Origin of the sequence: Kitasatospora sp. NPDC087861, from assembly GCF_044742585.1 — a bacterium.
GTDB lineage: Bacteria > Actinomycetota > Actinomycetes > Streptomycetales > Streptomycetaceae > Kitasatospora.
In genome coordinates, this window is record NZ_JBIUUS010000056.1 from 1 (window position 1) to 18956 (window position 18956).

Genomic DNA, 18956 nt, shown 5'->3' on the forward strand with positions numbered 1-18956 from the left:
AGCCGCCCCAGTACGACCCCAACCGCGCCGTCGTCCCCTCCCCCACCCAGGTGCAGGAGATACGCACCGCCGGCGACGACGCCTTCCTCGTCGTCTCCGACCTCATGAGTGGTTCCGGCCTACGCAATGGCGAGGCGCTCGCCGTCAACATCAACAACATCGTCGCCGACGACGTCTACCGCGTCACGGAGCAGGTCAACATGACCACCAAGGACTACGCGCCGCTCAAACACCGAAAGGAGGGTGACTACCGCGACGTCCCGCTGCCCTCCCGCACCAGGCTCAGCATCGAGTGGTACGCCGACAAGTACGGAACCGTCGACGGCTACCTCCTCCGCCATCCCCGGGACCTCGGCAAGCCCTACCCGTACCACCTCCTGCAGAACCAGTGGCAGCGCGTCGTCAAACAGTCCGACGACGTCGACATCCCCGAAGGCATGGTGCTCTACGGCCTCCGCCACTTCTTCGCCTCGAACTGCCTCAGCCACAACATCCCCATCACCGACGTCGCCGAGTGGATGGGCCACAAGAGCATCGACATCACGTTCAAGATCTACCGACACCTCATGCCAGGCTCCATCGCCCACGCCGCCCAGATCCTCGGCCTCGACCTGGCCGCCTGAACACGGGGAGGCCCCGTCCCTCAGGACAGGGCCTCCCCGTATTCCGCGGGCAACAGGCTCAGATGCCGGACACCTGCTGCTGCTTCGCCCACGCCTGAACCTCGGACACCTTGAACTGAAGCTTCGAATTCCTCCCGCGCCCGAACCGGTACGGAACAAGGCCCGCACGCGTCACCTCGCGATACACCCACGGAACGGACATGTTCAAATACTCCGCCGTCTCCTTGACGGTCATGAACTGCTGAGCCACAGGGCTCTCCTCTGCGATAGCCGAGCACAGCGCCCAAGTTCTCAGCCAACGCCAGTTTGGCCGCACCGAGAGCCTGTGCTACGGCAATCACAGTCCAGCGGCGATACCCAGGCGCAACGCAACCAACGTGGCAGAACGACCAGAAGGACCGCACTCGCGAACCCAACAATGCCTACGGAAACGCTGGCTGAGACGACACAGGTAGAACGCCAACCCTCTTGACCCCCAGCGGTCGAAAGGGCGTCCGACTGGTGCTCGTCAGTCCGAATCCCGCAGTTCATGGCCTACCTCGTCCGCGACGCATGACGCCTAATGACACCTCATGACGCCCAGTCCGTGAGAGGCGCGTGAGAGGTGACGACCGACCAACGCCTGGAGAGTGACTTGCCTCACAGCTCCATTGTAGGGCTCACTCCGTGTCTCAGGCTGTGTCTTCGCCGTGCCAAAGCTTTGCGGCGCCGACTCGCGTCCGAGCATTTCCGCCCGGTCGCGGAAGGCAAGAAGGCGACACTGTTATGAAATTCGGTGGCAGCGGTACGGCGTCCATCCCGCAGCCGAGCTAATCACGGTATTCGTGAACCTACCTATCTCTATTACTTTCGCCGCTCGCCGGTGAGGGATCTATCGACGTCGGTTTGAGGCCGTGGTTGAGATCTGCCGTGCCCTGTGGCTGGTGGGGCCGTTGGAATCGTCTGCGCCCACCGAAAAGCCCAGGCCGGGACCAGCCCCGTCCTGGGCTTCGGTGTCTTCGGTGTGCTGCTGTCAGTGGCGGGTAGTCATCGAGATCCGAGCGAGGACGGCGGTCGCCTGCGCCGGGGTGGCGCGGAGCCAGACGGCCAGGTGCTCTCGGACGGCCTCGGCGACGCAGGCGCGGACGGGCCCGTTGCCCAGTCGGTCGCGGGTGGCCCCCTCGAACTCGGGGCGATCGAGCTTCACCGACACGACCGCCGTCAGGCCCGCGCCGAGCTGGGCGGGGGTGAAGTCGGGGTCGGACAGGGTGAGCAGCTGTTGCTCGCGGGCGTAGGCGTTGACCGCGGCCGCCAGGCCGTCGCGGAAGCCGAGCTCGTGCGTGCCGCCGCCGGTGGTCGGCCGGCTGTTGGCGTAGCTTGCGACCCGTTCCTCGCGGGAGTCGCACCAACGGAAAGCCACCTCGATGGTTCCCTCCATGTCGGTGTACTCGCGCTCAAGGCCGATCACGTCCGGGTGGAGGGGGGCGCTCTGCTCCGCGATGTGGTCCCTCGGTCCGCCGGGGAAGCGGAAGCGGACGGCCCGGGGCGCCGCGGGGTCGCGGTCATCGGTCAGGGTGATGTCCAAGTCCCGGTTCAGGATGGCCAGTTCCCTGAAGCGCTCGGCCAGCGCGTCGAACGAGAACTCCAGTGTCTCGAAGATCTCAACATCGGGCCGGAAGGTGATCGCGGTCCCGCTGCCGTCGGCCGGTCCAGTGCGGGTGGGCGTCGCGACAGCTACGCCTCGCTCGTACTCCAGCACCCAGCGGGCGCCGTCGCGCCGTACCTCGGCCGTCAGGCGGCCCGACAGTGCGTTGACGACGGCCAGTCCCACGCCGAAGTGGCCGCCGAACAGCGAGTGCCGGTTGGCCGGCTGTGCCCCGCAGCAGAGCACGGCCAACCGGGTCTCCAGCGCAGGGCCTTCGCTGTGGCCGGCGTGCTCGACCGGGAGGCCCATGCCGTCGTCGGCGACGCGGATGCCACCGTCGGCGGTGAGGGTGATCTCGACACGGCTGGCGGTGCCGCCGAGGATCTCGTCCAGCGCCCGCTCGGTGACCTCGAACACCAGGTGATGAAGGCCGCGTTCACCGACCGATCCGATGTACATCCCGGGCCGCTTGCGAACGGCCTCCAGGCCCTCCAGAACCACGATCGTGCTGGCGTCGTACGCCGTGGATTCCTCGCTCATGATGCCCCTCCGAGGGTGTGCGACAGAGCTCCCCAGCCTAGGGGATTTCCGAGAAAACACCAGGTCATAGCCGGTTTGACGGGGTCGCGGACGGGCTTCTGAGGGCCAATAGGGAGCGCCCTGCCGGGAGGGGTGCGCACTGCCGCCGCAGTCCCGCCGCGGCCCTCTGAGGGCTGTCTGCGCCACTGTTTCGGGCGGCTGCGGCGCCACGAGTTTCAAGAATTTTCACGTCAGCCCGGTGCGGTGGTGGATGACGCGTGAACCGTCCGGCTCCGCGGCCATTTGGGCCCGCGGAGCCGGACGGTTTGACTGATGAGTGGGCCGTTTCAGCTGTTCGGCTTCCTGACGCCGGGCGTGGAGGAACGACGTTTTCGCGTGCGATTGCGTATGCGACCTCGAGTGGTGTCGGGCGCGTGTTGCGAGTCGATCAGCCGAGCTCCCAGAGTGTCAGCTGCCCTTGGTCGTCGACGGTGGTCCAGGTGCCGTCGCCGCGCAGCCGGGGCTCGGCGGCAAGACGGCCTCGGATCGCTCCGCTGGAGAGGTCGACGACGTACGGGATGGTCCACTCGTCGTCCTCGGTCTCACCAGCGACGGTGACCACCGCAGTGGAGGCATCGAGGTAACCACCGCTCCACGCGATGTGGGGCTCTTCGCCCTCGTCGTCATCGGTGTTCCCGTCCTCGCCGGGTCCTGCGGGGGTGAGGAAGCGGTCGACGGCGAAACGGCACAGCTCGGTTCCGTCCGGGAAGGCGTGAAAGACGGCGTCTTCCTCTCCGTGTCCGACGGTCATGAACTCCCGGCCGTCGGGGGAGACATCGATCAGGCAGCGGTCGTCCCACGGGTAGGCGCGGACGCTGATCGCATCCCCGTCCAGACGGCCATGGAAGAGGAAGACGCCGTCCTGGCCCTCGCCGACGTCCAGGAGCATGTGGATGCCGTCGGGGTGGGCCACCTGGTGGGCGCCCTGGCCGACCGTGGGCAGGGCGTGCTCGGCGAGCATCCGTCCGTCGGCGGCGGCGACGACCAGCCAGCGGTCCCCGCCGTCTCCCCGACCCAGCATGGCGTCGGGTCGAAAGATCCACACGTGCGCGCCGTCGCGTGAGAAGGCGCAGTTTGCGAGCCCGATCGAGGAGTGGGCCGGCTGCGTGAAGGGGATCCGCCAGCGCACCGTGCCGTCGGCGTCCACGCACAGGGCCTCGTGCTGGGTGGCAACGACGACGCATCCGGAGTCGGGTGCAAGAGCAGCGCCATAGGCGTCACGTGGCCGATCTCCCAGCCGGAACGCCACACGGGGCGCGACGGGCTCGTCAGTGGCAGCCGAGAAGTCCACCGCGAACAGCGTCCCTTCCGCCGCCCACGACACTGGGCTGTGTTTGGCCGTTACCGCCGAGCCTGCGAGTGGGGACGGTTCCGTTTCCCGTGTCAGCGGCTTGGTCGTGGCGATCGGTCGAACGGGCAGCAGCGTCATGGGGATGCAATGTATCGGGGTGCCCCGACAGCACCGGCCGGACCCGGAAGGAATCCGGGTGCGCAGCGGTAGGGTACGCCGGCAGCGTGCAGCCACCCGGGCGAAGCCGAGGCAGTGGTCGCCGTGGAGGTGCGTCACCGCGATCCGGCTTGTCCCGGTGGCGCTGACCCCGGCGTGCAGCATCTGCCGCTGTCATGACGGGACGCCGAGACGGTGTCAGCGGCCTGTCGTACAGTCGCCACCTGTGACAACGACCTTGATGACGTACGCGGGAACCACGGAGCCCGACGCGCCGACCACCCGCACCGGCGGCGTGCCGCTGGCCCCGGCCGGGACTACCTGGCCGCAGTGCGCCACCTGCGACGGACCGATGGGGGACGTCCTCGGCCAACTCGGCGGGCAGCCCGCCTGGCTGCAGAACGACGAGACCCCTGCCTGCCCGACCTGCGCGCGGCAAATGAGGCTCGTCGTCCAACTCGAGGAAGGACGGGACCACGCCACAGCGATGAACTTCGGCGGTCGCGGCGAGGCCTACGCCTTCGCGTGCGAGCCCTGCGCACAAGCCGTGTTCCTGTGGCAGTGCTGACCGCGGCAAGCGCCCGCCCCCACCCGGAGGGCCAAACCGCGCTGAAACAGCTCCGCGTGCAGCTCGGGGAACCCCCGTGCTGGGGCTGGGCCAGGCCCGCGATCTGGGAGGCCAGCGAGCGGTACCTCGGCTTCCGGCTGCCGGCCGACTTCAAGGCGTTCCTCGACCTGTACGGCCCCGGCTCGGTGGACGGCTATCTGACGATCGACCGGCCGATGGACACCACGCCGGCCGAGCTGGCTGCTGGGGACCCCCACCTGAGCGTCCGACCTGGTACGGCGAGATCGCCGACGGCTGCTGGGAGGTGGACGAGTCCGACGCCCGATCAGGCATTCTACTGCTATGGGGAAGCGACGAGCACGGCAGCCGGTACTTCTTCCGCACCGTCGAGGACGATCCCACCGAGTGGCGGATCATCATCAGCAGCGACGAGGGCGAGTGGTTCGAGACCGCCGGGACGTTCACCGAGTTCCTGGTGCGCTGCTTCCACCGGATCGACCGCCCCGACTTCATCGACCCCAGCTGGCCTCGGCCGGGTGCACGCTACGAAGTCCGCGTGTGAGCCCGCGCTCAACGGCCTGGCCGGGCCGCTGCGGCGTCTCGACGAACTACCCGAGCAGCGCTATGCGGGCCAGGACGAGGGCGACCAGCCGGGTCTCACCATGGCCCGTGGCGCCTACGCCATCGATCCCGAACCCTTCGGTGCCCCGTACGTCGGCCCAAGCGCCCCCGCCCCCGACGCACCTGCGAACATCCGCGTCCCCGGCGGCCCTCGCGACGCGTTCGTACTCCACCCCGAAGACACCACCGGCCTGCTCCCCCACCCCAACCCACGCCGCCCCGTCGGCTGCTGCGGACCGGACGGCATGAACGGCAGCAACCGCATCTGCTCATGCGACGCGGAGGTCGCCACGCTGGCCGCCGACTGCTGGACCTACCAGGAGCTTCGACTCGACCCCGAGCGCGTCCGAACCGAGCCGTAAACCGATCCCCGCGCCATCATGCGTGTGCGTCACGCACCTGACAAAGGCCCGGCGCTGTCATCCGCTCCGGCGCCTCAGTTGACCGGTGATTGTCGGGTCCGTGATCTCGGTGGTCTCGGCCAAGTTGAGAGCCTCGCTCAGGACGATCGCGAGAGTGCGGTCACCTTCGAATGGGGCGGGGCGTCCACGTCACGCAGGAGCGCCGCCACGCGTAGCGGCAGGGTACGCAGCGACGGTTCGCTCTCTTCGCGCAGGGCCAGCAGCAGCCACTCAGAAGGGTACGGGCCGTCCCACGTTGATTTCGGCCCCCTGCCCTCTCCGCGTCGCTCTCGAGGCTTGCGCCGATCGCGGTCCCCTCGTCGATGAAGCCACCTGCCCCGTCCCACTGGAGACCGACTTCGTCGTGGCGTCCCGCCCCTTCGTCCGACCATGCGCGGATCGCAAAGGCGCGGAAGGCACGGGCCGGCCCGCAGTTGGCGACGCGTGGCTCGAAGGGAGCCCCGGGTGCGGCAGGGCCGCCTGCTACCGTCCCGCCATGACACGCTCCGATCGTGCCGTTCGCCTTCTCCGCACCCGGTCCGACCTGGCTAGGCTTGCGACGTTCCCTTTCGACTTCGACGTGGACCGGGCCGAGCACGGCGAAGCGGTACATCTGGCGTCCGGTGCGCCGCTCGAAGCAGTCGCGGGTGACGACACGGGTGGGACGTATTTCGTATGCACGGACGAGAGTGTGCTGTACGCCAGTTCCGAGGGCGAGGCTGGGCTGGTAGCCGACAGTGTGGACGAGGCATTGGAGGTGCTGATCGGTCTGCCGGGCTGGCGGGACTACACCATCCTCGACCCTCACGCCGACGACGCCATGCTGACGGCCGCAGTCGCCCGAGCCGAGGACGACCTCCGCGCCTCCTACGCCCCGGCGTTGGACGCCGATCGAAACACCCTGCTGGCCGGACTCGGACTGCGTCACGTCCCGCAGCCGGCACTGATCCGCCGCCTCCACGAGGCCCTACTGCGCACCGAGCCCGACTTCCTGCTCCTCAACGCTGACGAGGGCTGCGCCTACACCCTGCTGGACCGGATGCCCCACCCACCGCTCTGGCACACTGTTCTGGCCCCCGGGCTAGCAGACCTCGCCCTGCTCCGCACGAGCCACGACTGCTGGTTCGAGGTCGCCTCGGACCCGGCCCGGCGAGCGACGGTGCTGCGCGCGGCCCAGTACGACCGGCAGGAGACGGATCTGCCGCTGCTGCGCGTCCTGCTCCAGCACGAGGCGAGGTACGGCGCCACGGAGGAACTACGTCTAGCCGCCGTCCTGGTAGGCCGACACGGCCAACCCGAGGATCACGAGCTGCTCACGGCTCTGCGCGAGACGAACCCCGATGTCCACTACGTCCTGGGCAGCTTCCCGCCGACCGCGCAGAGGCTGGCCGACTGGGCTGCCGACTTCGACGCGTCCAACTACGGCGATGATCCGGCCGACGAGCACGAACTCACCTGGGCCGAACTGGCCCGTCGCCAAGGCCGCACCGAACTGACCCGCTGCACGCTGATCCGCCTGCTCGACGACGCCGGCCCACGCGACGCCCCCCTGCTGGCACGCGTCGCCGGCGAGCTCGCGCAGCTCGGGGACTTCACCCAAGCAGCCCGAGCCCGGCACCTGTACGCATCCCTCCAGGACGACCCGCTGCACCGAGGTTCAGCCCTGGCCGATCTCGCCTCGCTGCAACGACGCGCAGGCAACGTCGAAGCAGCCTGGCGCTCCCTGCAACTGGCCGTCAGCATCCTCAATGGCCCTCCCCCACCGCCGGCCACGAACCAGCTGATGCTCGACCTCGACCTCGATCTGCCGGAACCGGAGACCCTCGGGTGGCGCGCACTGGGCGTTGGCCAACGAATCGCAGCGGAGCACTTCCACACAGCACGCGCGGCAGCACAGGCTGGTCTGTCCGTAACGGCACACGCATCTCTCACAGCCGGAACCGCCCTGATACAGGAACTTCCCTGCCTCAATGAGGACTTGCGCCAGATGTCGATCGAGACATGAGCAACAACACCGGCCGGGTCTGCGTGGTAGACGCGTCCTTCCGGCACCTGGCTGGGACGCGTGCTGGCGGCACCCGCACTGAGCCCGTCCGGGCTGCCGAGGACCGGCCTTGCCAGCGTCGGCCGGGCGGACTGTCGCTCAGGGCGAGAACACCTGCCTCGGTCGAGTGACCACGCCGGCATCTGCCGACCTCTCAGCGGAGTCGACATCTCTGGGTGCGCGTTGGCTTTCGGATGCCGGGCCCTTACCCTCAGCGTGTGATCACATCCCCTACCCATCCACGACCAGCCCCTGGGGCAACTTCGAGCACTACGGGATGCTGACATGCCGCCGTTCGTCTTTCACATCGCCCCTCACAACTTCAAGGACCGCACCGCGGACGGTCAGCGGCCACGGCGTCCGGATGCCGCGCATGAACGCCATCATGGAGCGCTGGGTGCGATCCTGCCGAACCGAGCTCCTCGACCGCACCCTCATCTGGAACCAGGCCCACCCACTCCACGCGCTACGCGAGTACGAGCAGTTCCACAACACGCACCGGCCCCACCGCAGCCTCGCCGGCGCCGCGCCCCTCCGCCAACTGGCCGAACCCATCACCGAACCCGACCGGCTCACCCACCTCTACGTCCGCCGACGCGACCGCCTCGGCGGCATCCTGCACGAATACCAACATGCAGCGTAACCAGCACGGACGTGGTTCTTGGCGCCTACAAGGCCGGGACGGGCAGCAGTGGCCGCACGATCGCCCACTCCGCGTCGGTCAGGTCGGAGCCGTAGCGGCGGGTCCGGTCCGGCTGGTCAGCGGCAGTCCCGAGCCGGTGTGCGAGGCAATCGCACGACATGCCGGAGCTGGACGCGGACGGAGCAAGCACGCCACAGTGGGACACCAGGGCCTCCTGATGGTTCGTTGACTCGACATCACCGAACTGTGCAGGAGGCCCTTCTCCTATGCGCCAGCTGCGAAGCGATCACCCGAACGAGACTGATGCGCGCGGAAGTTCGAGCAGCAGCCGTATCCCTCGGCTTGGAAATCGCTTCTGACTCCTCACGCCGGCAGGAGTGTCTCAACGGGTCCCGCCGGCGCCCGGGGACGCTACCGTCCGCGTCGGCCACGGGTCCGTGCGGAGAACGCGTGAGGCGCATGGCCCCTACCGTCGGTCGCCGACCTCTGAGCGGACGAAGCCAACAACATCGTTGAAGGCGCCTGCCTGGTGGGCGGCCGCGTACGTCCGGCAGGCCACACCCACCACCGTAGGCTCATCCATCATGAGACGAGCCGCCACTGTCCTGGCGTAGTCGTGGTGGTCGGAAACACCGGCCAGGACCTCGTCAAGATCAATCTCGAACGGCGCTGCGGCGAAGTAGTCCTTGACCGCAGGATGGGCGAAGACCTCCTTCTCCGGCGGCTCCGTTCCAGGCAGGGTACGCACTCCTCCGGTCCCGTTGTGCGGCATGTCCCCGTCGCTCAGCCCAACAGCGCGCACCTTCGCGCCGCGCAACAACTTCACTGCGGCAGGGATCTCCTGGCCTCCTCCGATCGTGAGGAACGAGCATCCCGACAAGAGATCAGGGTCCGCCGTCCGGAAGATCTCGCTGGCGAGGCAGCGTGCGAACTCGTCCTCGACGCATACCGTGATGCCACCAGGCGTCCTCCCCTCCCGCTGGAGGTGTGAGTCGGTCTGATATGTGCTCAGCCCATGGGTGGCGGTCACACCACCCCCCAGTGGTGTGCGCCGCAGGTAGACAACCGAGTCACGGCCGAGCTGCCCAAGGATCGCGGAGCTGTGCGTGGTGATGATGATCTGGTGCCCCCGTCGAAGCGCGACTTCGACGAAGTACTGAGCGAGGCGGACCTGAGCATCACCGTGCAGCGAGGTCTCAGGCTCCTCGAAGATCACGAGGCTCTTGGGTGGGGCCGTCTCCAGCGTGTTCACCATGTACAGGACCCGACCTTCCCCCGTCCCCATGTGATTCTCGGAGTAACGTCGGCCTCCGCGTCCAGCCATGGCGAGCGTTGCGGCTTTATTGGTGGTCAGGACCTCAGTGAAGCCCAGGTGGTCATACGGGACCGCCAGGATCCGCCCGACGTGCTGCGCCGCGGTCGGGTCTAGCGGATTCGCCTCCCCCAGCTCCAGGCTGGCCGCCCCGTAGATGGACAGGTCTCTCCGCTCCACCTTCGGGATGAACTGGGCGAAGCCTCGGTAGTAGGTGGCACGTTCGGGCTGCCGGTGCTGCCCTGACCACGACTTCGCCGACCGACTTACCGTGACAGTCTGAAAGCCGCTGTCCGCGGCATAGAGGTATTGGACCTGTGCGCCAGGGGTGAACGGCTCCGGGTCGGCGACCGAGACCGGGAAGAAGTGGTTTACGTAGTAGCGGTACCAGTCGTGATCGGGAGGCTGACGGAAACCAGCGGCGGCGAGCTGCGCAACCGTGCTCTTTCCGGTTCCGTTGAGGCCGGAGATCGCTGTGACGGGCGACTTGAACTGCAGGTTCAGGTCCGACACGCCACGAAATCCCTGGACACGTATCCCGATCAGCACGGGTCCGAACGTCGGATAGCGCGCGTTCGCGAACCTCGGGGCCCAGGTGCCGGACCCTGTCATCGTGACTCATCTGCACATCATCCCAGTGCCCAGAGGGCTGACACACGGCGAATACCGGTGTCCGGTGATCCAGGCCGCTTCCTTCCGATCACCGGATCGTTGGTCTGGTCCTGCCGTTGACTGACGCGCAGTGGGGCGGATGAGCCTCTATTGCCGGACCGAATGCCGAGGCGGGGCGGGCGGTGGCGGGATCACCGGGAGGTGATCGATCCGATCGCGTGTTCCAGACCGGTTCGCAGTGGGCGTGCCCGCCCGCCGAGTACGGTTGCGGGAGGGCGTCTACACCCGGCTGCGCAACTGGGTGATCGACGGGACCTGGGGCGCAGCCTTCACCGATCTGCTTGCCCAAGCGAATACCGAGGGCGAGTTGCACAGGGTCGTGGCGGTGGACCCCACCATCGTGCGCCAACCAGCACGTGACCGGGCCGGCCGAAAGGGGACCCGGCCACCACACCCTCGGGCGCGCCCGCGGCGGGCTGACGACGGAGATCCATTTCGCCGCGGACGGCAACTGCCGACCGCTGTGCTTTGTCCTCACGCCCAGGTCGCCGGAACCCTCGCCAGGGATCGGTTGGGGCGAGGTCGACACCTGGGGCGGCGACCGCGTTACGTGTGACTTGCATCACATTCACCCCCCTTGCCGCCCCCACCGGACTTATCGCGACCCGTTCCGCCTGCCTCATGAGCAGCCATGCTGCACCCAGATGTCTGCGCAGCATTACTGCGCATCAGAGAGCGTGGGCCACTGAGCCTTTCCGGGGTCCCGCCGAATACGATTGACCGTTGCTATCGTTCGCCACGACCACCGCAGCGCGCACTCGGCCGCGGAGATCTGACAGCAGGGATAGTGCGCAGCAGCACTGCGCAGCTGAGAGATAGAGGCCACGGCACCATGAAGTCGTTCATCAAACTGCTGGAGAAGGCGATGGAGAACACCGGTACTACGCCCCGGCGCTGAGATCATCTGCCGTGACCGCGCCACCGCCTACTCCCGGGCGATCAAGGAAGCCGCCCCCGACACGATCGAGGTCGCAGACAGGTGGCACCTGCTCCAGAACCTCGCAGCCGACATCGAGAAGACCTGCCACCAACACCGCTCCTGCCTGCGCAAACACGCCGAACAGGAGGAACCGCCACCCGAACCCCCGGTGATCGACCTGCCAGTGTCAGAACTGCCCCGCACGCCTCTCGTTGAGCGCACCCGTGACCGCTACGCGGACGTCCACCGGCTGCTGGACCAGAAGTGGACGATCAGCGCCATCGCCCGCCACCTCGGCCTGGACCGCAAGACCGTGCGCCACTTCAAGACCACACCGCTGGACGAACTCCTCGCCTCCGCAAAGGACTTCGGCATCCACAAGGCCAAACTCCTGGAGCCGTTCAAGCCTTACCTGAACAGCCGGTTCACCGCCGGATGCACCAGCGGCACCCGGCTGTTCCACGAGATCCGGGAGCGCGGCTACACCGGCAGCATCCAGGTCGTGCGCCGCCACCTGGCCAAGCTCCGCGAGGGAACGGCCGAGCCGGTCCGCGCCGACATCCCCAGCCCGCGTCGCATCACCTCGTGGATCATGCGCCCGCGCGAGACGCTCACGGACCAGGAGGTGGAGAAACTGCTGGACGTCAGGATCGCCTGCCCGGACATCGCCCGGGCCTGTGACCTGGCCAGATACTTCCGCGACCTGCTGGTCAACCGGCGCGGCGGCATGCTGCTGGAGTGGATCCGCCAGGCCGATCAGGACGCCCCCGCACCGGTCCGCTCGTTCGCCGGCTTCCTCCGCCAGGACCTCGACGCCGTGACCGCCGGCCTCACCCTCGAATGGAGCTCAGGCAAGGTCGAGGGCAACATAAATCGGGTCAAAACGCTCAAACGCGCCATGTACGGCCGGGCCTCGTTCCGACTTCTCCGGATCCGCATCCTCACCCGGCCATGATCTTCACGGAACTCCGGGCAGAGCCGCGAAAACGGACCTGGCGTACGGGCTGGGGCTGCTCGGCCTCGGCCTGATCCCGGTGGTCGCCGCCGTCCCCGCGCTCGTCCTGCTCTACTCGATGATCGACGGCGACCGCACGCTCGGCGGCGCGTTGATCCAGCTCCTGCCCGCCAGCGCGCTGATGACCGTGATGACGGTCGCCTGCTACGCCGGACTGGTGGCGCTGCTGGTCCGGTTGTTCAGCCGGCCGATCCGGCCCGGCTTCCACCCGGCGCACGGCAAGGTGGCCTGGTGCGTCTGGGCGGTCAGCCGGCTGACCGACACCGCGCGCCGCTCGCTCTTCCAGTTCTACGCGAGCCTGTTCACCCCGGTCTGGCTGCGGATGCTCGGCGCCAGGGTCGGCCGCCGGGTGGAGGCCTCCACCGTGCTGGCGCTGCCCGGGCCGATGCAGGTGGACGACGGCGCGTTCCTGGCCGACGACACCCTGATCGCGCCGTTCGAGCTGCGCGGCGGCTGGCTGCGGGTCGGCCCGGCACGCGTCGGGCGCCGCGCGTTCGTGGGGAACTCCGGCATCGTCGGCCCCGGCCGCACCCTGCCCGACCACGCCCTGGTCGGCGTCCTCTCGGACGCGCCGGTGCGCAGCCAGCCCGGCTCCTCCTGGCTGGGCCGCCCCGGTTTCGCCCTCCCCCGGGTGGCGGACGCGGGCGAGGACAGCCGCACCTACAACCCGCCGCGCCGACTGGTGCTGGCCCGGGCGTCGGTGGAGCTCTGCCACTTCATCCCGCTGGCGCTCGCCGTCGTCCTCGGCAACCTGGTCTTCGGGGCGCTCCAGGAACTGCGGGACCGCTACGGTCTGGCCGTCGCGCTGGCCGGCGGCGGCGTGGTGCTGATCGCCGCCGCGATCGCCGCCTGCCTGGTCACCACGGTGGCGAAGTGGCTGCTGGTCGGGCGCTTCAAGGCCGCCGAGCACCCGCCCTGGTCCAGCTTCGTCTGGCGCAACGAGCTGTACGACACCTTCGTGGAGGATCTCGCCATGCCGTGGGGCGGTCAGACGCTGACCGGCACGCCGTACCTCAACTTCTGGCTGCGAAGCCTGGGGGCCGAGATCGGCCGCGGGGTCTGGTGCGAGACGCACTGGCTGCCGGAGAGCGACCTGGTCACGGTCGAGGCGGGCGCGAGCGTCAACCGGGGCACGGTGCTGCAGACCCATCTGTTCCACGACCGGGTGATGCGGCTGGACGCCGTGCGGCTGCGGGCGGGCGCCACCACCGGCCCGCACAGCATCGTGCTGCCGGGCTCGACGCTGGGCGCCGGCACCACGGTCGGGCCCGCCTCGCTGGTGATGCGCGGTGAGAGGGTCCCGGACGGGGGGCGCTGGCTGGGCAACCCGATCGCCGCCTGGCCGACGGCCGCGGCCACCGCCGCGGCCGTGGCGGAACCGGCGGAGGCGCCGCGCCGGGCCGCGGCGGAAGCGGAGTACGTCAAGGTGCGGTAGTCGTCACGGACGGCACACTGCACCGGGTGTCGGCCGCCGTACGCGTTCCCCGCGTACGGCGGCCGACGGCGTTCCGGAGCGGTCGCGGGTGGCTGGACCTCGGGCGGGGGCGTCGGGCGGGGCCGTCAGGGCGCCGGGCTCTCCGCGCCCTCGACGTCGGCGAGCAGTTTGCGCAGGAGCCCGTCCAGGGTGGCCCGTTCCTCGCCCGAGAGGGCGGAGAGCAGCGCGGTCTCGTTGGCCGCGTGGTCGGTGAAGGCGGCGTCCACGAGGGCGCGTCCGGCCGCGGTGAGGGCGATGCGGACGCTGCGCCGGTCCGCCGGGTCGGTGCGGCGTTCCACCAGGCCCGCCGATTCCAGCCGGTCGATCCGGCTGGTCATGCCGGCCCGCGACATCAGCAGCAGCGCGGCGAGTTCGGAGGGCATCAGTTCGTACGGCGCGCCGGAGCGGCGCAGGGTGGCGAGAACGTCGAACTCGCCGCGCTGGAGGCCGTGTTGCTTGAACACCTCTTCGACGACCCGGCCCGCGAGCAGCGCGAAGCGGCCGAGGCGGCCGACGGTGCCGACCGCCGCCAGGTCGAGGTCCGGGCGCTCCCGGCTCCACTGGTCGAGCATGACGTCCACGTGATCCATGGGGGCATATTATTCGATGGGAGATAGTTAGACGTAGTACTATCAGTCAGAGAACTATCGGAGCGCTCACTGTGGGGAGAGGCCAATGACGTTGATCGGACCGGAAGCCGTGGTGGTGCGGGGCGACGAAGCCGAGACCGTCGGAATGCTCGGCGGCAAGGGGCGGCTGCTGGCGGACTCCAGCGCCACCGGCGGCGCCCTGAGCACCCTGCGCGTCACGCTGGGGCGCGGCAAGGACGGCGCCACTCCGCACTACCACGGGGGCTCCTCGGAGCTGTTCTTCGTCGTCGACGGCTCGGCCCAGGTGCTGGTCGGGAACGAGGTGGTCACCGCCCGGAGCGGCGACCTCGTGGTGGTGCCGCCCCATCTGCCGCATGCCTTCGCGGCGGCGCCGGACTCCGGGGCGGACCTGCTGATCGTGATCACCCCCGGGGTGGAGCGCTTCGACTACTTCCGCCTGCTGGAGCGGATCCGCGCGGGCGAGGCGACGGTCGAGGAGCTGCTCGCCAAGCAGGACCTCTTCGACAACCACTTCCTGGAGTCGCCGAGTTGGCGCGACGCCCGGGAGGAAGCCGCCCGGTCCGAGCCGTAGACCGCCCGGCACCGAGCTCGGCCCGACACCAGGAGAGGAACCCCGTGACCGACACCCGCACCATCACCAACCCGCCCGGCCTGCACGACCCGACGCCGTTCGGCTACAGCCACGCCGCCTCCGCGCCCGGCGAACCGGTGTTCATCGGCGGCCAGTACGCCTCCGACGCCAGCGGTCAGGTCGTGCCCGGCGACTTCGCCGCCCAGGCGGAGCTCGCCCTCGCCAACCTGCGCACCGCGCTCGCCGGGGTCGGCCTCGGCTTCGAGCACGTGGTCCGACTCGGCTCGTACATCGTCGACCACGACCCGGAGAAGCTGGCCGGCCTCGGCAAGGCCCTGGCCGGGGCCTGGGGCGACCGGCTGCCCGCGCAGACGCTCAGCGGGGTCGCCTCGCTCGCCCTGCCGGGGATGCTCTTCGAGATCGATGCGGTCGCCGTCCGGCCGACGGCGGGGGCAGCGGGCTGACCCACCCACGCGCAGGGGTCCCACCGGTCGGTGGGACCCCTCGCCGTACCGCCGCCGTTCGAGCCGGCGCGGACCGCTCATATGGGGCTCTTCTGCTCCATCTGTGGGTCGGTGCGGAGCGCCTGATGCAGCACACGCCGTCCCCTGTGCAGATCTTGAGGTGTTGAGGCCTGAGATCGGTCGCGCAGGGAGAACGGCGTGCGGTTCACCACGGTATTGAAGTCGCTGGTCGGATGCGAGCAGGCGGTGCCGGAGGATGCCTGGTTCGATGAGGAAGCGCAGGTCATGGTGGTGGCGGTGCGTCCGAGGTCCCGGGCGCGTCGCCGCTGCGGGATCTGTCGCAGCCGCTGTCCGCGGTTCGATGCCGGGGCGGGACGCCGGCGGTGGCGGCACCTGGACGCGGCCGGGCTGCAGCTGTTCCTGGAGGCCGACGCCCCGCGTGTGTCGTGCGAGCGGCACGGGGTGGTGGTCGCGGCGGTGCCCTGGGCCCGGCACGACGCCGGGCACACGCGCGACTTCGACCAGCAGGTCGCCTGGCTGGCCACCGAGTGCTCCAAGTCAGCCACCGCGCAGTTGATGCGGGTCGCCTGGCGCACCGTCGGCGCGATCCTGGCCCGCTACCAGCGTGACGCGGACGCCGGGATCGACCGCCTCGCCGGGCTGCGGCGGATCGGGATCGACGAGATCTCCTACCGCAGGGACCAGAAGTACATGACCGTGGTCGTCGACCACGACACCCGGCACGTGGTGTGGATGGCGGACGGCCATGGCAAGGACGTCCTGCGCTCGTTCTTCGACGCCCTGGGTGCCGAGCGCGCCCACCGGCTCACGCACATCAGCGCCGACGGCGCGGAGTGGATCGCGGACGTGGTCGCCGAGCGGGCCCCGAACGCCGTGCGCGCCATGGACCCCTTCCACGTGGTCGCCTGGGCCACCGAGGCACTGGACGAGGAGCGCCGGGCGAACTGGAACCGGGCCCGCCGCCAGGCCGCGGACCCGGACCTGGCCCGCAGGCTGAAGCACTCCCGCCACGCGCTGTGGAAGAACCCCGAGGACCTCACCGACCGGCAGACGGCCAAGCTCGCCTGGATCGCCGTCAACGACCCGCGCCTGCACCGGGCCTATCTGCTCAAGGAGGGCCTGCGCACGATCTACCGGATCGCCCGCGCCGAGGGCGCACATGCCGCAGCCGAGGCGCTGGACCGCTGGCTGTCCTGGGCCAGGCGCTGCCGCATCCCCGCCTTCGTCGGCCTCGCCCGCAAGGTCCGACGCCACCACGACGCCATCCTGCACGCGATCGTCGAGGAGCTGAGCAACGGGCTGATCGAGTCCACCAACACCAAGACACGCCTGACCATCCGACGAGGGTTCGGCTTCCGCAGCGCAGAGGCCGTCATCGCCCTCGTCATGCTCTGCCTCGGCGGCACCCGGCCTGCCCTGCCCCGCCGCCAACTCGCCTGATCACACCCACAGGTCCAGCAGAAGAGCCCTATTTTGGCCGGCACCCGGACGCTGAGATCATCCGCTCCCAGCCGGGTCTGGGACCGATGCTCAGCGCCCGGGTACTCGCGGAATTCGGCGATGACCCTCACCGGTACGCCAGCGCCAAGGCCCGCAAGAACTACGCCGGCACCAGCCCGATCACCCGCGCCTCCGGCAAGAAGAAGGTCGTGACCGCCCGGTACGTCCGCAACGACCGGCTCATCGCCGCCTGATCGCCCAAGCCTTCTCCGCGCTGCGGGTCTCCTCCGGCGCCAGGGCCTACTACGAGAAGCAACGCGCCCGCGGCATCGAATTCAATGCCGCCCTGCGCCAACTCGCCAACCGGCTCGTCGGCATCCTGCACGGCTGCCTCAAAACCGGCACACCGTACGACGAGGCGACCGCCTGGTCCCATCGTGATGGCGCTCTCTGAATTTGGCTCTGCCCGCAGTTCCGTGATTGATCTTGCGGTGACAGCTTGGCGTGCCGGACTTCGCGGCGGACGCCGACGATGCCCCTTTGGTGAGTCAGTTCATGCTGGAGTGTGTGGATCTGCGCGTCCCAGCATGTCGGCGAGAGGGACGCCGGTTCGAGATGAGGCGATTCGGCGTGCGCGCAGTTGGGCGCGGGTGCGAGGGCGAAATTTGGGCTCCTTTCCGCAGCCGCAGGGTTCCCTGCCCTCGTATCGCAGCCCGGCGTTGAGGACCGCGGCCACGACGGACCATCCCTGTGTATCCCGCCGCCGTGGCGCCGCGAAGTCGTGGCCGGCACAGCTCAGCGGCTTGGCGCACCGCGGGCACGGGTGTTCGCTCCCCGGCCTGGGATGCTGCTTGAACGTGGCGCGGCACGGCGTGCAGACGTAGTGCAGCTTGTAGGGAGTCATGGCGTAGAAACACACGAGGCGACCGTACCTGGCGAGGCGGCGACTGGCGAGACGGTTTGTCGGGCGTCCAGCGGCTGTGCGGCGAGGCAACCGCCTGGTCCCTCCGCACTACGCACTCGCTGTTTGACACGCCAGCTCATGGGATGTCTGTCAAGTTCAGCGTGTTGAGCTTTTGGCCTCTTTGGTGTGCCGGCCGGAACCGGGGCCGATCACGTTCATCCTGCTCTTCACCGGTTTCAACACCACCATCAATGCGATCGGCAACGGCATTTCAGTGGGCCGGCAGCGCGGCTCGGGCCGGTCAGGTGCGGTCGGGAGCGGGTCGTAGCGACAGCGCGCGGACCTGCCCCGCGGGCCGGGCAGGGCTTCCCGCAGCTGGAGGTTCTCCAGAGTCGACTGGTTGAGGGCCTGGACAAGGCCCTGGACGTCCAGCTTGAGCTGCTTGATCTCGTTCCTGTCCCTCGCCCGGGCCTCCTTCAGCTCGACGATCTGTCGGCGAAGTCGGGTCTCCGCCTCCGGCGTCCCGCCCCGTTCCCGCACCTTCTCGTAGAACTCGTTCTTCAGATCGGGATGGCGCTGGGTGAGGACGTTCCTCGGGACGCCCGCCTCCTGGGCCAGCGCGACGATCGTCAGGGCACCGTTGGACCGCTCCGCGGTGCCGACCATGATGCGGTCCGTCGCGGCCCGTATGCGGTCGCGTTCGTCGCGAGCAGGGCTCATGCGGTTGACGCTTCGGCTCTGCGACGTCTGTCCGGGCCTTCTCGACCTGGCGGACCGTCCCGACCGGGAGACTTGGTGGCTGCGCCGGTACGAAGCCGCCTGCATCGATGGCTTTCACGCCCGCCTGCTGACCACTGCCAGCGATCCCGCCGTCCCCGGGCAGGCCAACGGGAAGAGCAAGGGCAAGGGCAGGGCGCTGCCGCGTCTCACCGAAGTGCACCGCCTCACGAACCGCTCCCACACGGCCTCCGCCTCACGCAGCTCGGCCTGAAGGGCCTCCACC

General features: G+C 69.1%; 18 protein-coding genes and 2 pseudogenes. 14 read left to right on the forward strand and 6 right to left on the reverse strand.

Annotation, left to right across the window (positions count from 1 at the left end):
• Positions 1–623, forward strand: a 623-nt coding sequence (locus ACIOJE_RS38400; RefSeq protein ID WP_400782930.1) for a tyrosine-type recombinase/integrase, incomplete at its 5' end; no start/stop codon positions are given.
• Positions 624–681: 58 nt separating this feature from the next.
• Here the strand turns inward: ACIOJE_RS38400 and ACIOJE_RS38405 are convergent.
• The 3 genes from ACIOJE_RS38405 to ACIOJE_RS38415 all read right to left on the reverse strand — a co-directional run bounded on the left by ACIOJE_RS38405 (position 682) and on the right by ACIOJE_RS38415 (position 4255).
• Positions 682–873: a helix-turn-helix domain-containing protein gene (locus ACIOJE_RS38405; RefSeq protein WP_280685200.1), complete on the reverse strand. Its 192-nt coding sequence runs from the start codon at positions 871–873 to the stop codon at positions 682–684.
• A 762-nt stretch (positions 874–1635) separates the two neighbouring features.
• Positions 1636–2787, reverse strand: coding sequence for an ATP-binding protein (locus ACIOJE_RS38410; protein WP_280685201.1), 1152 nt, complete (start codon positions 2785–2787; stop codon positions 1636–1638).
• Positions 2788–3214: 427 nt separating this feature from the next.
• Entirely contained in the window at positions 3215–4255 is a 1041-nt protein-coding gene (locus ACIOJE_RS38415) for a hypothetical protein (protein WP_280685202.1), read from the reverse strand.
• A gap of 244 nt (positions 4256–4499) precedes the next feature.
• On the opposite strand from ACIOJE_RS38415, the gene ACIOJE_RS38420 reads away from it, so the two are divergent.
• From ACIOJE_RS38420 to ACIOJE_RS38440, 5 genes are all read left to right on the forward strand, one after another.
• A complete protein-coding gene (locus tag ACIOJE_RS38420) occupies positions 4500–4841 on the forward strand; it encodes a hypothetical protein (protein WP_280685203.1) in 342 nt (113 codons plus the stop codon).
• 304 nt (positions 4842–5145) lie between these two features.
• Entirely contained in the window at positions 5146–5403 is a 258-nt protein-coding gene (locus ACIOJE_RS38425; RefSeq protein ID WP_280685205.1) for a hypothetical protein, read from the forward strand.
• A complete protein-coding gene (locus tag ACIOJE_RS38430) occupies positions 5378–5824 on the forward strand; it encodes a hypothetical protein (RefSeq protein WP_280685206.1) in 447 nt (148 codons plus the stop codon). The genes ACIOJE_RS38425 and ACIOJE_RS38430 overlap by 26 nt, the downstream gene beginning before the upstream one ends.
• Positions 5825–6359: 535 nt before the next feature.
• Positions 6360–7868, forward strand: a complete 1509-nt coding sequence (locus tag ACIOJE_RS38435) for a hypothetical protein (RefSeq protein ID WP_280685207.1) — start codon at positions 6360–6362, stop codon at positions 7866–7868.
• 412 nt (positions 7869–8280) lie between these two features.
• On the forward strand, positions 8281–8550 hold the full coding sequence (locus ACIOJE_RS38440) for an integrase core domain-containing protein (protein WP_348534179.1): 270 nt from the start codon (positions 8281–8283) through the stop codon (positions 8548–8550).
• A gap of 466 nt (positions 8551–9016) precedes the next feature.
• Here ACIOJE_RS38440 and ACIOJE_RS38445 read toward each other — a convergent pair whose 3' ends face one another.
• Positions 9017–10474 carry an AAA family ATPase gene (locus tag ACIOJE_RS38445; protein ID WP_280685209.1) on the reverse strand — a complete coding sequence of 486 codons (1458 nt, stop codon included), beginning with the start codon at positions 10472–10474 and terminating at the stop codon, positions 9017–9019.
• A 962-nt stretch (positions 10475–11436) separates the two neighbouring features.
• Here ACIOJE_RS38445 and ACIOJE_RS38450 point away from each other — a divergent pair.
• The 3 genes and pseudogenes from ACIOJE_RS38450 to ACIOJE_RS38460 form a co-directional block, all read left to right on the forward strand.
• Positions 11437–11580: pseudogene (locus tag ACIOJE_RS38450) on the forward strand (transposase); the annotation flags it as partial.
• A gap of 57 nt (positions 11581–11637) precedes the next feature.
• On the forward strand, positions 11638–12408 hold the full coding sequence (locus ACIOJE_RS38455; protein WP_280685210.1) for a transposase: 771 nt from the start codon (positions 11638–11640) through the stop codon (positions 12406–12408).
• Positions 12409–12463: 55 nt separating this feature from the next.
• The gene (locus ACIOJE_RS38460; RefSeq protein WP_280685236.1) at positions 12464–13903 is read left to right on the forward strand and encodes a Pls/PosA family non-ribosomal peptide synthetase; all 1440 of its coding nucleotides are present in this window, start codon (positions 12464–12466) and stop codon (positions 13901–13903) included.
• A 125-nt stretch (positions 13904–14028) separates the two neighbouring features.
• On the opposite strand, the gene ACIOJE_RS38465 is transcribed toward ACIOJE_RS38460, so the two are convergent.
• A complete protein-coding gene (locus ACIOJE_RS38465; RefSeq protein WP_280685212.1) occupies positions 14029–14532 on the reverse strand; it encodes a MarR family transcriptional regulator in 504 nt (167 codons plus the stop codon).
• A gap of 85 nt (positions 14533–14617) precedes the next feature.
• On the opposite strand from ACIOJE_RS38465, the gene ACIOJE_RS38470 reads away from it, so the two are divergent.
• The 4 genes and pseudogenes from ACIOJE_RS38470 to ACIOJE_RS38485 form a co-directional block, all read left to right on the forward strand.
• A complete protein-coding gene (locus ACIOJE_RS38470) occupies positions 14618–15124 on the forward strand; it encodes a cupin domain-containing protein (protein ID WP_063352400.1) in 507 nt (168 codons plus the stop codon).
• Between the two features lie 44 nt (positions 15125–15168).
• Complete coding sequence (locus tag ACIOJE_RS38475; RefSeq protein WP_280685213.1) at positions 15169–15588, forward strand: RidA family protein; 420 nt, start codon at positions 15169–15171, stop codon at positions 15586–15588.
• A 198-nt stretch (positions 15589–15786) separates the two neighbouring features.
• Entirely contained in the window at positions 15787–17049 is a 1263-nt protein-coding gene (locus tag ACIOJE_RS38480) for an ISL3 family transposase (RefSeq protein ID WP_280685214.1), read from the forward strand.
• Positions 17043–17503, forward strand: a pseudogene (locus ACIOJE_RS38485) (transposase); the annotation flags it as partial. The gene ACIOJE_RS38480 and the pseudogene ACIOJE_RS38485, both read left to right, overlap by 7 nt.
• Positions 17504–18109: 606 nt before the next feature.
• Here the strand turns inward: ACIOJE_RS38485 and ACIOJE_RS38490 are convergent.
• Entirely contained in the window at positions 18110–18619 is a 510-nt protein-coding gene (locus tag ACIOJE_RS38490) for a hypothetical protein (RefSeq protein WP_280685216.1), read from the reverse strand.
• 52 nt (positions 18620–18671) lie between these two features.
• Between ACIOJE_RS38490 and ACIOJE_RS38495 the strand changes: the two genes are divergently transcribed.
• Positions 18672–18944: a hypothetical protein gene (locus ACIOJE_RS38495; protein WP_280685217.1), complete on the forward strand. Its 273-nt coding sequence runs from the start codon at positions 18672–18674 to the stop codon at positions 18942–18944.
• Positions 18945–18956 lie beyond the last annotated feature (12 nt).